This is a genomic window from Streptomyces dengpaensis, from assembly GCF_002946835.1.
Lineage (GTDB): Bacteria > Actinomycetota > Actinomycetes > Streptomycetales > Streptomycetaceae > Streptomyces > Streptomyces dengpaensis.
On the sequence record NZ_CP026652.1, the window covers coordinates 1,592,207 to 1,606,357 of the forward strand.

19 protein-coding genes are annotated in these 14,151 nt (G+C 69.7%); 12 read left to right on the forward strand and 7 right to left on the reverse strand.

All coding sequences use genetic code 11. From position 1 onward, the window contains the following. Positions 1-3 precede the first annotated feature (3 nt). Positions 4-513 (reverse strand): XRE family transcriptional regulator, encoded by a 510-nt coding sequence (locus C4B68_RS07300; RefSeq protein WP_240634214.1) that lies wholly within the window; start codon positions 511-513, stop codon positions 4-6. Between the two features lie 282 nt (positions 514-795). On the opposite strand from C4B68_RS07300, the gene C4B68_RS07305 reads away from it, so the two are divergent. From C4B68_RS07305 to C4B68_RS07355, 12 genes are all read left to right on the forward strand, one after another. Further along, complete coding sequence (locus tag C4B68_RS07305; protein WP_143674204.1) at positions 796-1,035, forward strand: hypothetical protein; 240 nt, start codon at positions 796-798, stop codon at positions 1,033-1,035. Positions 1,036-1,436: 401 nt separating this feature from the next. After that, positions 1,437-1,592 carry a hypothetical protein gene (locus C4B68_RS41800; protein ID WP_167459038.1) on the forward strand — a complete coding sequence of 52 codons (156 nt, stop codon included), beginning with the start codon at positions 1,437-1,439 and terminating at the stop codon, positions 1,590-1,592. Further along, on the forward strand, positions 1,589-2,494 hold the full coding sequence (locus C4B68_RS07310; RefSeq protein WP_099498594.1) for a helix-turn-helix domain-containing protein: 906 nt from the start codon (positions 1,589-1,591) through the stop codon (positions 2,492-2,494). The genes C4B68_RS41800 and C4B68_RS07310 overlap by 4 nt, the downstream gene beginning before the upstream one ends. A gap of 5 nt (positions 2,495-2,499) precedes the next feature. Further along, positions 2,500-3,189, forward strand: coding sequence for a zinc finger domain-containing protein (locus C4B68_RS07315; protein WP_099498595.1), 690 nt, complete (start codon positions 2,500-2,502; stop codon positions 3,187-3,189). Between the two features lie 146 nt (positions 3,190-3,335). Then, positions 3,336-3,962: a WhiB family transcriptional regulator gene (locus C4B68_RS07320; protein WP_099498596.1), complete on the forward strand. Its 627-nt coding sequence runs from the start codon at positions 3,336-3,338 to the stop codon at positions 3,960-3,962. Continuing rightward, positions 3,959-5,728 (forward strand): ICP22 family protein, encoded by a 1,770-nt coding sequence (locus C4B68_RS07325; protein WP_099498597.1) that lies wholly within the window; start codon positions 3,959-3,961, stop codon positions 5,726-5,728. Before C4B68_RS07320 ends, C4B68_RS07325 begins: the two co-directional genes overlap by 4 nt. Beyond that, positions 5,725-5,916 carry a hypothetical protein gene (locus tag C4B68_RS07330; RefSeq protein ID WP_099498598.1) on the forward strand — a complete coding sequence of 64 codons (192 nt, stop codon included), beginning with the start codon at positions 5,725-5,727 and terminating at the stop codon, positions 5,914-5,916. The genes C4B68_RS07325 and C4B68_RS07330 overlap by 4 nt, the downstream gene beginning before the upstream one ends. Before the next feature lie 43 nt (positions 5,917-5,959). Next, positions 5,960-6,247 (forward strand): hypothetical protein, encoded by a 288-nt coding sequence (locus C4B68_RS07335; RefSeq protein ID WP_099498599.1) that lies wholly within the window; start codon positions 5,960-5,962, stop codon positions 6,245-6,247. Positions 6,248-6,375: 128 nt separating this feature from the next. Next, complete coding sequence (locus C4B68_RS07340; protein WP_240634216.1) at positions 6,376-6,906, forward strand: plasmid mobilization protein; 531 nt, start codon at positions 6,376-6,378, stop codon at positions 6,904-6,906. After that, positions 6,903-8,627: a relaxase/mobilization nuclease domain-containing protein gene (locus C4B68_RS07345; protein WP_099498600.1), complete on the forward strand. Its 1,725-nt coding sequence runs from the start codon at positions 6,903-6,905 to the stop codon at positions 8,625-8,627. The genes C4B68_RS07340 and C4B68_RS07345 overlap by 4 nt, the downstream gene beginning before the upstream one ends. Positions 8,628-8,709: 82 nt before the next feature. After that, positions 8,710-9,147, forward strand: coding sequence for a hypothetical protein (locus C4B68_RS07350; RefSeq protein ID WP_099498601.1), 438 nt, complete (start codon positions 8,710-8,712; stop codon positions 9,145-9,147). Positions 9,148-9,242: 95 nt separating this feature from the next. Next, entirely contained in the window at positions 9,243-9,935 is a 693-nt protein-coding gene (locus C4B68_RS07355; protein ID WP_099498602.1) for a hypothetical protein, read from the forward strand. Positions 9,936-10,014: 79 nt separating this feature from the next. Here the strand turns inward: C4B68_RS07355 and C4B68_RS07360 are convergent, their stop codons facing one another. From C4B68_RS07360 to C4B68_RS07385, 6 genes are all read right to left on the reverse strand, one after another. Then, on the reverse strand, positions 10,015-11,088 hold the full coding sequence (locus C4B68_RS07360) for a PDDEXK family nuclease (protein ID WP_180289135.1): 1,074 nt from the start codon (positions 11,086-11,088) through the stop codon (positions 10,015-10,017). 179 nt (positions 11,089-11,267) lie between these two features. Further along, the gene (locus C4B68_RS07365) at positions 11,268-11,954 is read right to left on the reverse strand and encodes an SPDY domain-containing protein (RefSeq protein WP_099498603.1); all 687 of its coding nucleotides are present in this window, start codon (positions 11,952-11,954) and stop codon (positions 11,268-11,270) included. A gap of 78 nt (positions 11,955-12,032) precedes the next feature. Next, complete coding sequence (locus C4B68_RS07370) at positions 12,033-12,314, reverse strand: hypothetical protein (RefSeq protein ID WP_099499000.1); 282 nt, start codon at positions 12,312-12,314, stop codon at positions 12,033-12,035. A gap of 104 nt (positions 12,315-12,418) precedes the next feature. Beyond that, a complete protein-coding gene (locus C4B68_RS07375) occupies positions 12,419-12,790 on the reverse strand; it encodes an SPDY domain-containing protein (RefSeq protein WP_167459039.1) in 372 nt (123 codons plus the stop codon). A 344-nt stretch (positions 12,791-13,134) separates the two neighbouring features. Beyond that, positions 13,135-13,509, reverse strand: a complete 375-nt coding sequence (locus tag C4B68_RS07380) for a hypothetical protein (protein WP_240634218.1) — start codon at positions 13,507-13,509, stop codon at positions 13,135-13,137. Positions 13,510-13,716: 207 nt separating this feature from the next. Next, positions 13,717-14,121 carry a transposase family protein gene (locus C4B68_RS07385; protein WP_338059748.1) on the reverse strand — a complete coding sequence of 135 codons (405 nt, stop codon included), beginning with the start codon at positions 14,119-14,121 and terminating at the stop codon, positions 13,717-13,719. Positions 14,122-14,151 lie beyond the last annotated feature (30 nt).

Consider the following 14,151-nt stretch of genomic DNA (forward strand, 5'->3'; position numbering starts at 1 on the left):
CGGCTACTTGGAGGGCGGCAGCCCCTCCATCTTCCGCACGCCGTCCACGAGCCCAAGAACCGCATCCTTTCCATCTGCCGAGACGTCCGACAGGCGAAGGAGTACGTTTTTGATCTTCGAATCGCGGAGCAATTCCAGCAACTTCAGTTCCTGCGCTGTCTTTTCAGCGACCTCATCATCGAACCAATAGGCGGCAGGCACACCGAAAAAGCTTGCCAGGGCCTCAAGATGACGCATCGTCGGATTGTCTCGGCGACCAGTGCGTAGCATCCAAAGGTAGGTATCGCTCACCGTTTCAAGCCCTCGCTCGGCCATCAGCTCAGCCACTTCCCCATTGGTGTACGGGCCGCGATCGGGCGGGTGCACCGCTTCAAACAGGCGATTGAGCCGGTCACTGAGCTTCTTTGCACGGGGACTCATCGGTCCCTCTGTCGGCGCTTTCATGATCCTTTCCAGGGGCGGGTTCACAATGGTTCGGCCACTGTACTCCACCATTAACGACAGTTGACGCATCGATCTTGGATATGGAAGGTTCTACCTTGCAAACGCCTTCCGCGTTTGCGCGTCCACCCTTCGAGCTGATCCGTCCACGCTTTTCGACAGGTGGGCACCGTGAACGTGACACGTGTCACTTTCACTTAGCGACATTAGTCGCGGCCGTGACTAGAGGGCGAATTTGATCTTCGAATGGAAGGCCCAGAGGCAACAGTGGGAACGCTCGATCCCCTTCGCGATGCCCGCGCGGGTAATTCCGTGAGGTCATTCGGGCACCGCGTCGCGCTGCCAGTCCTAGCCATGCTTGTGGGTGGATGGCTGCCTTTGCGCCGCCGCGCCCGCACCGAAACGTCGCGGGCGTCTGCACCGGCGGAGTGGGTCGCTTCCCTCGCCGCCATCGCGTGCAGCGCCGACACCAGCTGGCGGTTCGCCGCGGACTACCTCGACATGGCGGGTGCCGCCGAGCGCACCGCCATGTTCGGCGCCGCCGAACTCGCCACTGCGCTGCGTTGTGGCGCGAGACACGAGGGGGCGCAGTGAAGGTCATCTCCGAGTACGTAGGGGCGATCAACCTGCTGCCTGCGTCGCGGCCCGCTGCCTCCACCCGTAGGGGCAGGTACCGCCGCACTCCGTTGCGACTTGTAGAGAGTCCTTTAGCAAGGTCTGGATCTTGCCGCAGGGCCTGAATATGTTCGTCGTCCCTCGCCGGGTTCCCCGCCCGGCGGCAGACGACGCTAGGAGCCACATGCGGAACGCTCGATCCAGCCGGGGTGAGATAGCCCCGAACACAGCGACGGCGCCCAGGGAGCGGTAACTCCCGGACGCCGAACGCCAAATGGTACTCCTGCCCCGGCAAGGGCGGAGATTTACCCACCGTCACCGCACCGGTCCTTTCCAACGAGGCACACCGGCGCGGGTTTCACCACGGAGGAGAGTCCCACATGCCGCCTGCCCTGCGCAAAGGGCCGGTTTCCCCGGCTCGCGCGGCAGCCGTCCTCGCTTCACCGCCCGGCTCCCTGCCCGCCCACCGGTTGCCCGGCGCCCTCGCGCCGGAGCCGGCCCCCGGCGCCCGCCCCGCCTGGGCGGTGACCCGATGAGCCGGGACACCCGCGAATGGGCGTGGAAGTGCAGCACCAGCCGCGGAAACGCGCGCCTGGTCCTGCTGTCGATCGCCGACCGGATCCCCGACGAACAGTGCGTCGCCTGGGCGTCCCTCACCTCACTGATGAAGCGCACGAACGCCAGCCGCAACGCCGTACGCGGCGCCATCACGGCACTGGCCGAGGCCGGCGAGCTGGAGGTGCTCGACGACCTCGACGGGCCGCAGCACAGCACTGTCTACCGGCTGCCGCGCGCCGCTGCGTGGCTGGCCAAGGTCGCGGCGGCCCGGAAAGTCGACCCCGAGGCGTATGTCGACCCCCCGGCCGAGTCCGATCCGGTGCCCGCACTGGACATCGAGCGGCTGCGCAAGCACGGCATCTGGCCCAAGACCGGGTCGGAATCCGACCCCCGCCGTGAGGACCTGACCGGGTCCAAATCTGCACCCCCTCGTCAGAACCTGACCCCTCCCCGGGTCAAAATCCGACCCCCCTCCGGGTCTGAACCTGACCCCCAGAACCGTAGTGAACCGAAGGTGAACCGTAGGTACAGCAGCAGTAGTGCTGCCGACCTCACCTCCGCCGCAGACTGGCAGGTCGACGACGCGAGCCTGTTCTGGGCCCAGCAGCAGGGGCACCTCGCCCGCCTCGGCGAGCACGGCCTCCAGGCCGCCGACGCAAAGTGGCGCCACCACCGCGGCACCTGGAGCCCTCGCCCCACCGCCACCTGGGCTGCCGACTGGCGGGCCTGGATCGCCCGCGAGCACAGCCCCACACCCCAGCGCCCGCATCTTTACGCCCTGCCCGGCGGCACCCCCGCGCCGCAGACCGGCATGACCCGCGCTGATGCGCACATGGCCGCCCTGCTCGCCGCCGTCGACGAACCGACTGGAACGGAGTAACGACCTTGGACCGCCGCGAAGTTGCTGCCGTGCTCACCTACGTCGGGCGCCTGGACCCGCGCACCATCCGCACCGACACGGGCGAGGCCCGCGACCAGCTCGCCATGTGGCACGAGCTGCTCGGCGACGTCCCGATGGCCACCGGGCAGGGCTGGGACGTCCGCGAGATCGTCCGCAAGCGCATCGTGAGTTCGCCGTACCCGATCCTGCCGGCCGACGTGGCCCGCGAATGGCAGGCGCACCGCCGCGACCGTCTGGCCCGGCACACCGACCCGACACCCATGGCCGACCCGGACAATCCGGAAGCCTGGAGGGCCGAGCTCCTGGCCGCGCGAGACGCCGTGGCTGCCGGAGTGGCCGCCCCTTCGGCACACCGCGGGATCACCGCAGGGCGACACCGGCCGGGCCTCAAGGACCAGCTGGCCGCCGTCGGCTCCTACATCCCGCCCGCCGCACGCGCCGAGCTAGCCCCCTACCGCCCGGCCCGCGCCGCCCGCGAAGCCGCCATCGGCGCCGGAGGCCCCGACGTCCTCGGCGTGCCGTGCGACTGGTGTCACGCCGCCGAGGGGGAGCCCTGCCGCCGCCGGCGCATCACCCTCGACGGCTCCGCCCGGGGCAACGCACCGCGTGTCACTGCCCACCCCGGTCGCATCGACCGCGCCCTGGCGGCGCAGGCCAAGGCTCCTGCCGCCTGACCGCAACCCGCTTCTCCACAGAAACGTTCCGCCTTGCGTACGGCCCGCCGCCGTACCCCGAGCCCGCCTCGCAGCGCCCCGCCGCACCCCAGCCAGCACCGGTGCCGAGCGACCCGCGCCGACCGAGGCGACTTCCGGAGACTGCCTTGCGCCACATCACCACCAACGACACCCCGACCTCGACCATCCGGGGCATCGCCGACCACAGCTGGCAGGCCCGCGGCCTGTGCCACAACATGCTGGCCAAGGACATCGACGAGCTGTTCTTCCACGCAGCCCGCGACCGCGCGGCCATCGACGAGGCCAAGTCGATCTGCGGCCGGTGCCCGGTGAAGAAGGCGTGCTTCAACTACGCCCTCGACAACGAGATCCGCCAGGGCATGTGGGGCGGGCTCACCGAGGACGAGCGCCGCCCCTGGCACGCCCGGGTCAACAAGCGTCTGGACTACAGCCGGGTGAAGGCGGCCTTCGAGGGGCGCGACGTCCACCTCAGCGACGCCGAGCGCGAGGCCGTCACCCGCCACGCCTACGTACGCGGCTGGAGCCCCGAGCGCCTCGCGTACATGCTGCGCCTCGACCTCGACTGGGCGCGCGACCTGATGCGCAACGCCGCCCACGCCGTCGCCGACCGCGACCGCTACTGGGACCAGCTCGACGAGACCGAGCCGGCCGACGACGAGACCGCCGAGGACGAGGACGTCGCCTCGCCAGTGCAGGTGCCCCGCCAGGTGCAGACCCACTCCCTGATCGCCGCCCTCCGAAAGGCCGCATGACTCACCCCATCGCCATGTCTCTCCCCTTCGGCATCGAACTCGGCTACGTGGTCGGAGCCATCGGGGTGCTCGCCCTGGTACTGGCCGGATGGTCGATCCGGCGCAACCGGACCCGGGCAGGCGCCTCGCGCGCCGGCACCCTCACGGTCTGGGTCGCGGCCCTCGCCGCGCTCGGCTGTACGGCGTATAGCGCCGAGACGAGCTGGTTCTTCGCCGCGGACTACCTCGGCATGACCAGCACGGTACAACGGGCCGCCTTCTTCTCCATCGCCGAGGTGGCGCTGTTCGCGAACGCCCTGCTGGCCCGCCAGAGCCTGCGTATCGAGGGCACGCCCGGCGTGTCCGGCACCCTCGTCTGGGTGCTGACCGGGGTGCAGATCATCCCGGCGTACGCCGAATCCGGGCCGGTGGGCGGCACCGTGCGAGCCATCGTCGGCCCGGTCATGGCGGCCCTGCTCTGGCACCGTGCCATGGGCATCGAACTGCGGATGCACAAGCCGGACGCCACTTCTCAGGGGCTGCTGGCCACGCTCGGACGCGAAGCGCGGGAACGCCTTCTCTCGCGCCTGGGTGTCGCTACGCGGAACCGCGATGCTGCCCAGATCACCAAGGACCGCGCCACGGAACGGGCAGGGGACCTCGCCTCCCGACTGGCCAGGATGTCCGAGGAGGCGCGCACCGGTCTCCGTGGGCGCAGGATCACCCGTCGGCTCGAGAAGGCTCTTACGCGCTCCGGGGTCGGCACCGACCCGGACCAGCGCCGTGCCCTGCTGGAGCAGCTGGCCGCCCGTCGGAACGCCGCCGCCCTCGCCACCATGGTCCTGCCGTCCCCTTGGACTCAGTCCGCGTCGGAGTACGACGAGCACCGTGGGGACCGGTCCCCTCTCGCTCTGTCCCCGGCAACTTGGCCGGCGAGCGCGCCGCCCCCGTCCCCAAGCACGGTCCCCAAAGTCGGTCCCCGAACCACCGCGCTGATCGGGGACCGCGCTGTCGGGGACGCAGCAGCACGGGGGATGGGGACCGAGCCCGACGGGGACCGTCCCCACACCGTCCCCAACGGAGATGGGGACCACGTCGAGGACGACGACTCGCGCCCGTCTGGCCAAGGCGAAGAGGCGGCTGCCGAGGACAACGTCACCGTCCCCGGGGCCAACGAAAGCGCCGACGGTACCAGCGGCAGCGTCCACGACGCCACTGTTCAGCGGGGCACCGGCCCGTCCCCGGCAGCCGTCCCGGTCAGCGACGAAGTCGAGAAGCACTCGGACACCGAATCGGGGACGGAGGCCGTTGTGGACCGTCCCCGCACCGTCGCCGACGACAACGGGGACGGCGAGAGCCCCGACTCCGAAACGGGGACCGAGCCCAATGGGGACCGTCCCCACACCGTCCCCAACGGCAATGGGGACGGCGAACACCCCGACACCGAAACGGGGACCGAGCCCAACGGGACCCCTCCCCACACCGTCCCCGTACGCCGGAAGACGAAGGCCAAGACGAAGACGCAGCGGAGCCGGCCGAGTGCCGGGAAGCCCAAGCGTCCTCGGCGGCAGCCGCCGCTGAGCATCGAGGAAACGGCCGAGCTGGTCCGTCCCCACATACCCGCGCTGCTGGAACGCGACGGAAACGCGGTCATCACCCGTCCCCAGCTGCGGGAGATCCTTCGCGCCCTGAACCTCCCGGGCGGCCGGAACGAGAACCTGACACGGCTCCTGCAACTGCTGCGGGCCGAGGCGGGCACCACCACGACAAGGAGTACGACCCGATGAAGACCTGCCACAGGTTCACCACCATCAAGGCCGACTTCGAGCGGGACGTCCGCTTCCTGCGCGGCCACGCCGAGCGCCACCAGGGCTCCGCGCCGGCGAAGACCAGCGCGAAGAACGCCGTCTCGGTGAAGCGGAACATGGCGCGGGCCCTGAACACGCACCTCGACCGCTGCCCCGAGTGCGGCTGACACCTGCAAAGAGGCAGGTCACGCGCCTGACTGTGCATTCCGCATGGTGGCCCGGCCTCGGTCGGGCCACCGCTCCTGCCACGAAGGGATCGCCATTCCTGCCCGCCACCCGCGTACGCACGCCCCGTCGACCGCCGAGGCCGGCGCCTGGGCGGACGTGCTCGTGCGCCACCAGTTGCTGCACGCAGCCGTACTGGCCCCCAACGGCCAGTGGCTCGTCCAGCACCGCCCCGAATCGCCCGTCCGCATCCTCGACGGCGCGACCGCCATGGTCGAACTCGCCGCCGAGATCCAGCACCGCATCCGCACCACGAGGAACCACACCCGATGACGAACCCGACGACAAACCCCCCTCCCGCGCACGGTGAGCCGGAACCCAACTCGACCTCGACGGGAGCAAGTTGGTGCAAGAGCATTGCTCCCGGTGGGAGCAATGCTCTTGCGTCTCCCGCCCCGGGGGTGGCGGGAGCGGATCGGCACCAGGGGGCGCCGATCCGTCAGGATGCGACCGAGGGCGGCTCGCATCCTGAAGAAGGGGAGAACCACTCCTGCCACATCACCGACTGCGCCCACACCATGCCGCCGAAACCCCACGTTCAGCAGCGTGCGCGCCTGCGCGACGAAAAGAAGCGCATGCACCAGCCGAGCTGCCGCATGAACGACGACGAGTACCAGCTCCTCGTCCGTGCTGCTGCCGCCTGCAATATGAGCATCGCCAGCTACCTTGCCCGCGCCGCGCTCAAAGCCGCCCGCAACCTCGACCGCACCGCCGCGGAAATCGCCGGCGAACGCGAGATGCTGAAGGAGCTGTTCGACCTGCGAACCGCACTGAACCGGATCGGCAACAACCTCAACCAGGTTGCGGCAGCCCTGAATTCGGACGAGCCCGCGCCGCAGGCCACGGCGGTCCTCTCTGCCGTCGACCGGATCTCCCTGCGTGTGGACGCCTTCCTCCGGCGCTACCTGGACGGCGAGCGTCCGGCTGCATGATCCCCAAAGTCCACGACATGGGCACGGACACCCGCGGCCTGGTGGCCTACCTGTACGGCCCCGGCAAGGCCGAGGAGCACATCGACCCCCACCTCGTCGCGGCGTGGGATCGCCTGACCCCCGACCCCGGCCGCGACCCCGAGGCGACGTACGGCGACCTGCAGCGTCTGCTCGACCAGCCCGTCATAGCACTGCCCGAAAGCGCCAGGCCCGCCGAGCATGTGTGGCACCTGTCCGTACGCGCCGCCCCCGAAGACCCGATCCTCACGGACGAGCAGTGGGCGGACATCGCCCGCCGCATGGTCGCCGCCACCGGCATCGCCCCTGAAGGCGACGATGCCGCCTGCCGCTGGGCGGCTGTCCGCCACGCTGACGACCACATCCACATCATCGCCACCGTCGTCCGCCATGACGGCCGCCAAGCCCGCATCCGCCAGGATGGCGCCCGCTCCCAGGCGGAAGCCCGGAAGATCGAAGTGGACTACGGGCTACGCCGATTGAACGCCGGCGACGGAACCGCCGCCAAGCGCCCCACCAGCGCCGAACGCCACAAGGCGAACCGCCAGGGCAAGGAACGAACGCCACGCGAGGAACTGCGAGAGACGGTGCGCCGCGCCGCCGCCGGCGTCGCCAGCGAGCAGGAGTTCTTCGACCGCCTGGCCGCCGCCGGCCTCCTGGTCAGCCAGCGCGTCGCACCCTCCGGCGATCTGCTCGGCTACAAGGTCGCGCTGCCCGACGACCGCAACGAGGACCAGGAGCCGATCTACTATTCGGGCTCCACCCTCGCACCCGACCTCTCCCTACCGCGCATCCGCGAGCGGTGGGCCGGCAACGGCTCCGGACCCGGCCCCGAAGCCGCCGCGGACCGCTCCCCCGGCTCGGCGCGTGTCAACCCGTCGACCGCGCGGCGCCAGGCGACGACGGCGGTCTGGCAGGCCGTACTCGTCGTCGACCAGAGCGACGACGGGCAGATCGCCGCGCAGCTCGCCGCGGCCGGCGAGGTCCTCGACGCGCTCGCCAAGACCTCGGCCGCGCACACCCGGCGCGAACTGCGAGATGCCGCCTGGGCGTTCGAGCGGGCCTCCCGCTCCCACATCCGGGCCGAACGGGGCCACGACCGTGGTCTGCGGCAGGCTGCCCGTGACCTCGTCTACGGCGGGCCGGCGCTCGGTCGTGGGGAGGACGGCGCCACCACCGCCATGTTGATCGACATGGTGTTCTTCCTGGTCACCGCGGCCGCCCACTGGCACGGGAAGAAGGAGCACGCCCAGCAGGCCGCTGCTGCCCGCCAGGCCGCCGAGCACCTACGCGCCGCTTACCAAGCCGCCGCGCCGATGTACCTGTCCGTCATGCACCAGCGCGGTCGGCGTCTGTCCCAGCCCCTGCAGCGCAAGCAGGCCGCCTACCTGCGCCAGGCCGTCCCGGAGCTGGCCGAGCAGGTCCTCACCGAGCAGGGCTGGTACGCCCTTGCCGCCACGCTCGCCGATGTCGAGCACGCTGGGCACGACCCGGCCGCGCTCCTGGCCGAGGCCGCCGAGCGACGGGAGTTGGACACCGCAGACTCGATCAGCGACGTGCTCGTGTGGCGGCTGCGGCGCATGGCCGATCTGCCCGCCGACCCTTCCGCCATGCCCGAGCACACGGCCACCGCGCCCGCCGCCGCCCGCGGTGCTGCGCAGCGTCCGGCGCACCGCACCGACCGTCCCGCCAAGTCCCGCTGAATTCAACATTCTTAGAGTTGCAGCAGGTCAGGGACTTGCGGCACTCTCCTCGTGCAGGCGAGACGACAGAGATGGAGACGGCATGTTCCGACGCAATCGTGCGGACCGAGAGTTCCGTGAAGCCCAGCGTGCCGGCCAGGCGGTGCTGGCGATGCACACCGAGCTGCCGCTGCCGGACGCACCCGGCCCTGTCGCTGCCTCGGCTGCGCCGGCGGCCACTGTGGTGCCCGACTTCCTGCCGCCGGACTTCCGGGCGCCGTCCCGCCAGGACGTCTCGGGGTTCATGATGCGCTGGGACCTGCCGCTCGTCATCGACGGCGAGGTCCACGCGTGCCACTGCGATGCGTACCGAAACTGGATCGTCTTCAACATGCGCGACGACTCGGTGTGGCTGCGCTGCCCGGCTGGCCACGAGACGGAGGAGACCCGACTGGACACCGCCTGGTACAACCGCAACTCCGGTCCGGTCGACCACTTCCACCCCACCCTCGAAGACGGACTGCACCACCTCGGCCACTGAAGCCCCGAAACCCCTTCCCTCACCCCTGCGTTCGTCGGCGCCCGGAGGGCCGACCCGGTCAGACCATCCGTCCCGCATCACCAAGGGGTTTCCGCATGCGCCGTTCCACCACGACCGCCCTCGGCCTCGGCACCGTCTTCGCCGTCCTCGCCCTGACCGGCTGCTCCAGCCGCACCGAGCCCGCCGACGCCTCGGCCGCATCCTCCGCACCCGCGCACCGGGGCGGCAGCTCGGCATCCGCGCCGCTGTCCTCGACGCAGCTGAACCAGCGGCTGCTGAACGAGAGCGACCTGGGCGAGGGCTACACCCGCAAGCCCGAGCCCGCTCGCAGCAACGACGACGTCACCGTCATCGGCTGCCCGGCGCTGGAGAAGCTCGGCAGCGACGCGGCCACCGGCTCCGGCCTCGACTTCAGCCGCAATGCGAAGGCGTCCTTCACCTACTCCGGCAGCAGCAGCTCCGAGGTCAGCGAGGAGCTGTACAGCGACAGCGCCGCGAAGCTGTCCAAGGGCATCGGGAAGATCTTCGACGCGATGCTCTCCTGCCCCTCCTACCAGGTGACGTCGGGCAGCACCGTCGTCGACATGGGCACCGAGAAGACGTCCGCGCCAGACCTCGGCGACGAGCAGTGGAGCCAGCTGCTCACCTACTCCGCCAGCGGGCAGAGCAGCGTCGTCAAGCAGACGGCGATCCGCACCGGCAACATCCTGGTCATCGTCTCCGGCTCACCGGGCCTCGTGGACGCCCACCTGGACAAGGCGCTCGCCAAGGCGCGCACCGCACACTGACCCGCTCCTCCACCTGCCCCGGTGTCCGGGCCTGTCCTCCCGACAGCCCCGGACACCGGGGTGTCGTCGTATCGGGCGATCAGCCGTCGAGGCGGAGTTCGCCTGGCTCGTAGCGGAGTTGGAAGGTCTGCGCGTGCTCCCCGTCCATCCAGTACAGGGTCATGGTCGACAGCATGCTGCGCTTGATATAGCGGGTGCGCGAGGGCATTCCTTCATCCTGCTCGATGATCCAGGCTTCCACCCGCTCCGGCAGCCCGAACCTCAACGCGTATGCCTCTGGGTGCTCCGCAGAGCGCAGTTCCCAAACCGGATGTGACGCTGCCTGATTAATGCGGCGCAGGCGCACCGAATGTGTGGGGTGCGCTCTCGCATAGTCCACGAAGCCGTACAGATCATCCGAGGCCAGTCCCAGGACGAACGGTGCTGCAGGAAAGGCCAGGACAAGACCCAGTTGCGACCGGCTGTGCAGTGCCTGCGCCAGGTAATCGAGTGGGCCGCGAATCGCATCGGGCAGGTCCACGTCGCCCGCGTCCATTTCCAACAGCGGGCCACGAAGATACGTCCGTATCTCGTGCACCTTCGGCCGCTCGGCTGCGGGGGTCACTTCGAGCACTGCGTGAATGGTGTCGGCCGTGGTCTTGACGAGATTCCGCAGTACGGCGAAGTCCGGTGCGGAGAGGTCGATCAGGGATATCTGGTGGGCCAGCGCGTAGTCCTGTGCCTCCGGGCTGAAGCCGGACGTGGAGAAGATCGCGTAGCTGTAGCGGTATCGCGTCCGCGGCCGACCGGTCCCCGGAGCGGTGAGCGTGGTGGTCTCGCCCTCGTTCACGTCATGGATCACACCGTGGCCGTTGCGGACGGTGGGCAGACCAACTGGAGCTGTGGTCAGGTACTTTGCCTCGACGAACAGGCGGACAGGCAGCGAGAACGGCGGGACGTACCGGAACTGCCCGAGCGCGTCGACCTGGTGCCACGCCCCGCGTCCACGGACCAGCAAACCGTTCTTGTCCTCCTTCAACACCTTCCACGGCTCTTTGTCCTTGTCGTCGTCGGCCGTGAGGACCTCGAAGCCGCTGGACCGCAACAACCACGCAAGCACCTCCTCCAGGAGGTAGCCGCGCAAGGGTCCTTTGCCGATCGCTTTGCCTGCCACGACGGCGATCCTATGTACGGCCTTGATCTTGGTTCCAGGGTCCCCTCATGCGCGCGGGTACCGGGGTACGGCGAAGGCCCGGCGGTTCCCCTCCCGTGAAGAGAGTGGAACCGCCGGGCCTGGAAAAGGGGCATCACCCCGCCGATCCCCCGCCTCGGTCACCGGCTCTGAGCAGCCCGTCAACCGCGGCGTACGACGGTGAGACGGTCCTTTGCGCCTTCGGGGAGCGTGCGGCGCGGTACCGGGCCGGGTGCGGCGAGCGAGAAGGCGAAGGCCGCGACCAGCTCGTGCGGGGTGCTCGCGCTGAAGCTCGCACACCACAGATACGGCGCCCCCAGCACGGGCTCCGCCCACGCCTGCCAGCCCAGCAGGTCATCGCGAGGGTCAGCGTCGTGGATGAGCGGCGGCAGCATCTCCAGCGAGACGTTCGTGGAGAAGCCCGGGTCGGTGGCGGTCGTACGCGGGCGGTCCATATCGCGCAGCCAGCCCCGGGTGCCGAGTGCGGTGAGGACCGACTCGGCGTTCTCGAGCCCGGCGTCGGGGGTCTCGCTGGCGTCGAGCGCGAGCAGGAAATCGGTGAGCGCCTCGTGCGGTACGCCGGCGGTGAAGTACGCGTTCCACTCGGTCAGGGCGGAGGCGCAGTGCGGGCGTGCCGATAGCTGCCAGGCCACCGGGAGGCCGCCCAGCTCGAACGGGTAGGCAGCGAGGATCCACTCGGCGCCGCGCAGGCCGTCGGGGCTCGTATAGAGCAGGGTGTTGCGGGAGGTCGGCCACATGCTCCAGCCGAGGTCGGTCAGGGTGTCGCCGATCCGCTCGGCGAGGACGCCGTCGTCACCGGCCAGGTGACGCGGGGCGACCCAGTACATCGGGTCCGGCGAGGTGGGGCGGAAGGGATCGATGGGGTGGTGCGGGTGCAGGGGCGCCTCCGTCAGTTCGGGGGTGAATCACTGGCCGTCGTTCGGCCTGGCCGCGCCGCGTCGGCGGCGCGCGGGTGCCTCGACCGGACCCTGCCAGGTCAGAGCGATGGCCACGGCGGACGGCAGGGGGCCGAACTGCTCGGCCTCCGGGGACTCGGCGATGTAGACCATCGGCCGGCCCTGCTCGTCCAGCGCCTTCTCCACACCGCCGAGGCGGTGGGCCATGGGGAAGAAGGGGTTGACGGCGAGACGGACGGACGCGTCACGGTCGCAGGCGGACAGCAGGTCGAGCAGATCTCCGACGGTCATCTCGGGCGTGTGCGGGTCCAAGGCGTTCTCCAAGCAGTAGCGGACGGGGCTTCGAGAGCAGGGGCAGGGTACGCGGCACGTACGAGGGGAAGCGGACGCGCCGGTCACAGGGGCCGGGAGGTGGCCAGGATCTGGGCCACGACAGCAGCGATGATCTCCGCCGGGGTCTCCGTACCGAAGGACATCCGGTAGCCGGGAACGTTCGCGGTGCCGGTGACCGCGATCACCCAGCCCTCGCCCGTCACCCAGTCCTCGTCCGCGCCGCCGGGCCGGCCGTTCGGGAAGTAGCCGAGGTAGAACCGGCCGTCGCGCGAGCTGACGTGCACGTCGGCGCGGTCGTCGACGATGTGGGTGAAATCGGCCTCCGAGAACTGGTCGACCACCTCCATCGCCTGACCGGCACCGAGCTTCCAGGAGCGGAGCCGCAGGGCCGCGACCGTGGTGGCGAATCCGGGTTGCGCCGCATCCAATGCCACAGCATCACCTCTCTGACCTGGGGTTTTTCAGAAGGTCGTTCAGGTTGACATGCCGCTGCAGCGTCCACCAGTCCTTTGGGCAATCTTCTTGTCTGCCACCGGCGAACTGCTGTCCCTTGTCATCCAATCGAGGCGTTTGACAGCGAACCCAGTCGTTCCGGCTACCTTGCCAGCGAACCTACGGGGTGAGCGCGTTGGGGGTGCCAGGTGGCTGTACCGGCTGGGATGGATCTTGTTGAGCAAGGGAGCGGAGGGCCCCAACCTCAGATGTGTTCCAAGCACTGCCGCGAGAAGGCCCGCCGACAACGCACGCAGGCTCACCTCAACGACAAGCGCCAGGCGGCCTAGCAGTGATAACCATCAGGACACTCAGCGAGCAATACTCCGAAGACCCAGAAGAAGAGGACCGGCACGCTGGACACCGCTCCCATGATGGCGAAACGCCGGCGAGCCTGCCGACGACGCCCGAGCGCCACCACGAACCCCATGGCTGGCGCGGCCACCGCACCACTCAGAGCAGCCAACCCGAAGATCCCGCCGAACTCCTCCCGCACCTCCGGAAACCCCATCGCAAGGGCGATCGCAGGAGTCAGCAGGATGAGGGGAGTGGCCATCCACCACCACGACAACCCCGTGATCACCCGATCCACCCCGGAAGACGTCCGGCCATCAGGCGGCACATCACCGGGACGCCGGTCCGGAACACTGGAAGATGACATGCCCAAATCATAGGCATTCCCGCGGCCCAGCAGCACTTTGCGGTTGACGTCAGCGCCCCGCCCCCATCGCCTTCCCGGGCAGCAACGGCCGCACGAAATCCCACTGAGTGGTGTGCATCGTGAAGTTGCAGGTCACGGGTCTGGTGTGCGCGGGCTTCGGGATGCTCGGGCTGGTCGCGGGCGGGTGACTTCCGCCAAGATCGTCGGTCAGCGGGCGACTTCGCGGTGCGTCAGGACGAGCAGGGCCCTCACCAGCGCGGTCGCCCACTTCGGGTCGGTGCGTACCTTGCCGAGGAACCACCAGTTCTTGAGGTGGGCGAAGCCGTGCTCGACCGGCGCCCGGACCGCGGCCAGCGCCTGGTTGGACAGTTTCTGGCTGCGCGTCAGGGGCCGGTTCCGGGCGGCCTTGTAGCCGGTGATCACCGCCGGGTCGGTGTCCGGACTGCTGTCGTCGAGGCCGACGAAGCCCAGGTCGGCGATCGCACCGAGCCCGGCCGCCCGTAGCTTGGCGGTGAGCTGGTCGTGTCGGCAGGCGGTGATCTCCGACGTGCGTCCGGGCCGGACCGCCGAGACCCACACCATGCGGCCCCGGTCGTCGGTGAGGGCGATCACGAGCAGGCCATGGCATTTGTGCTTACCGGA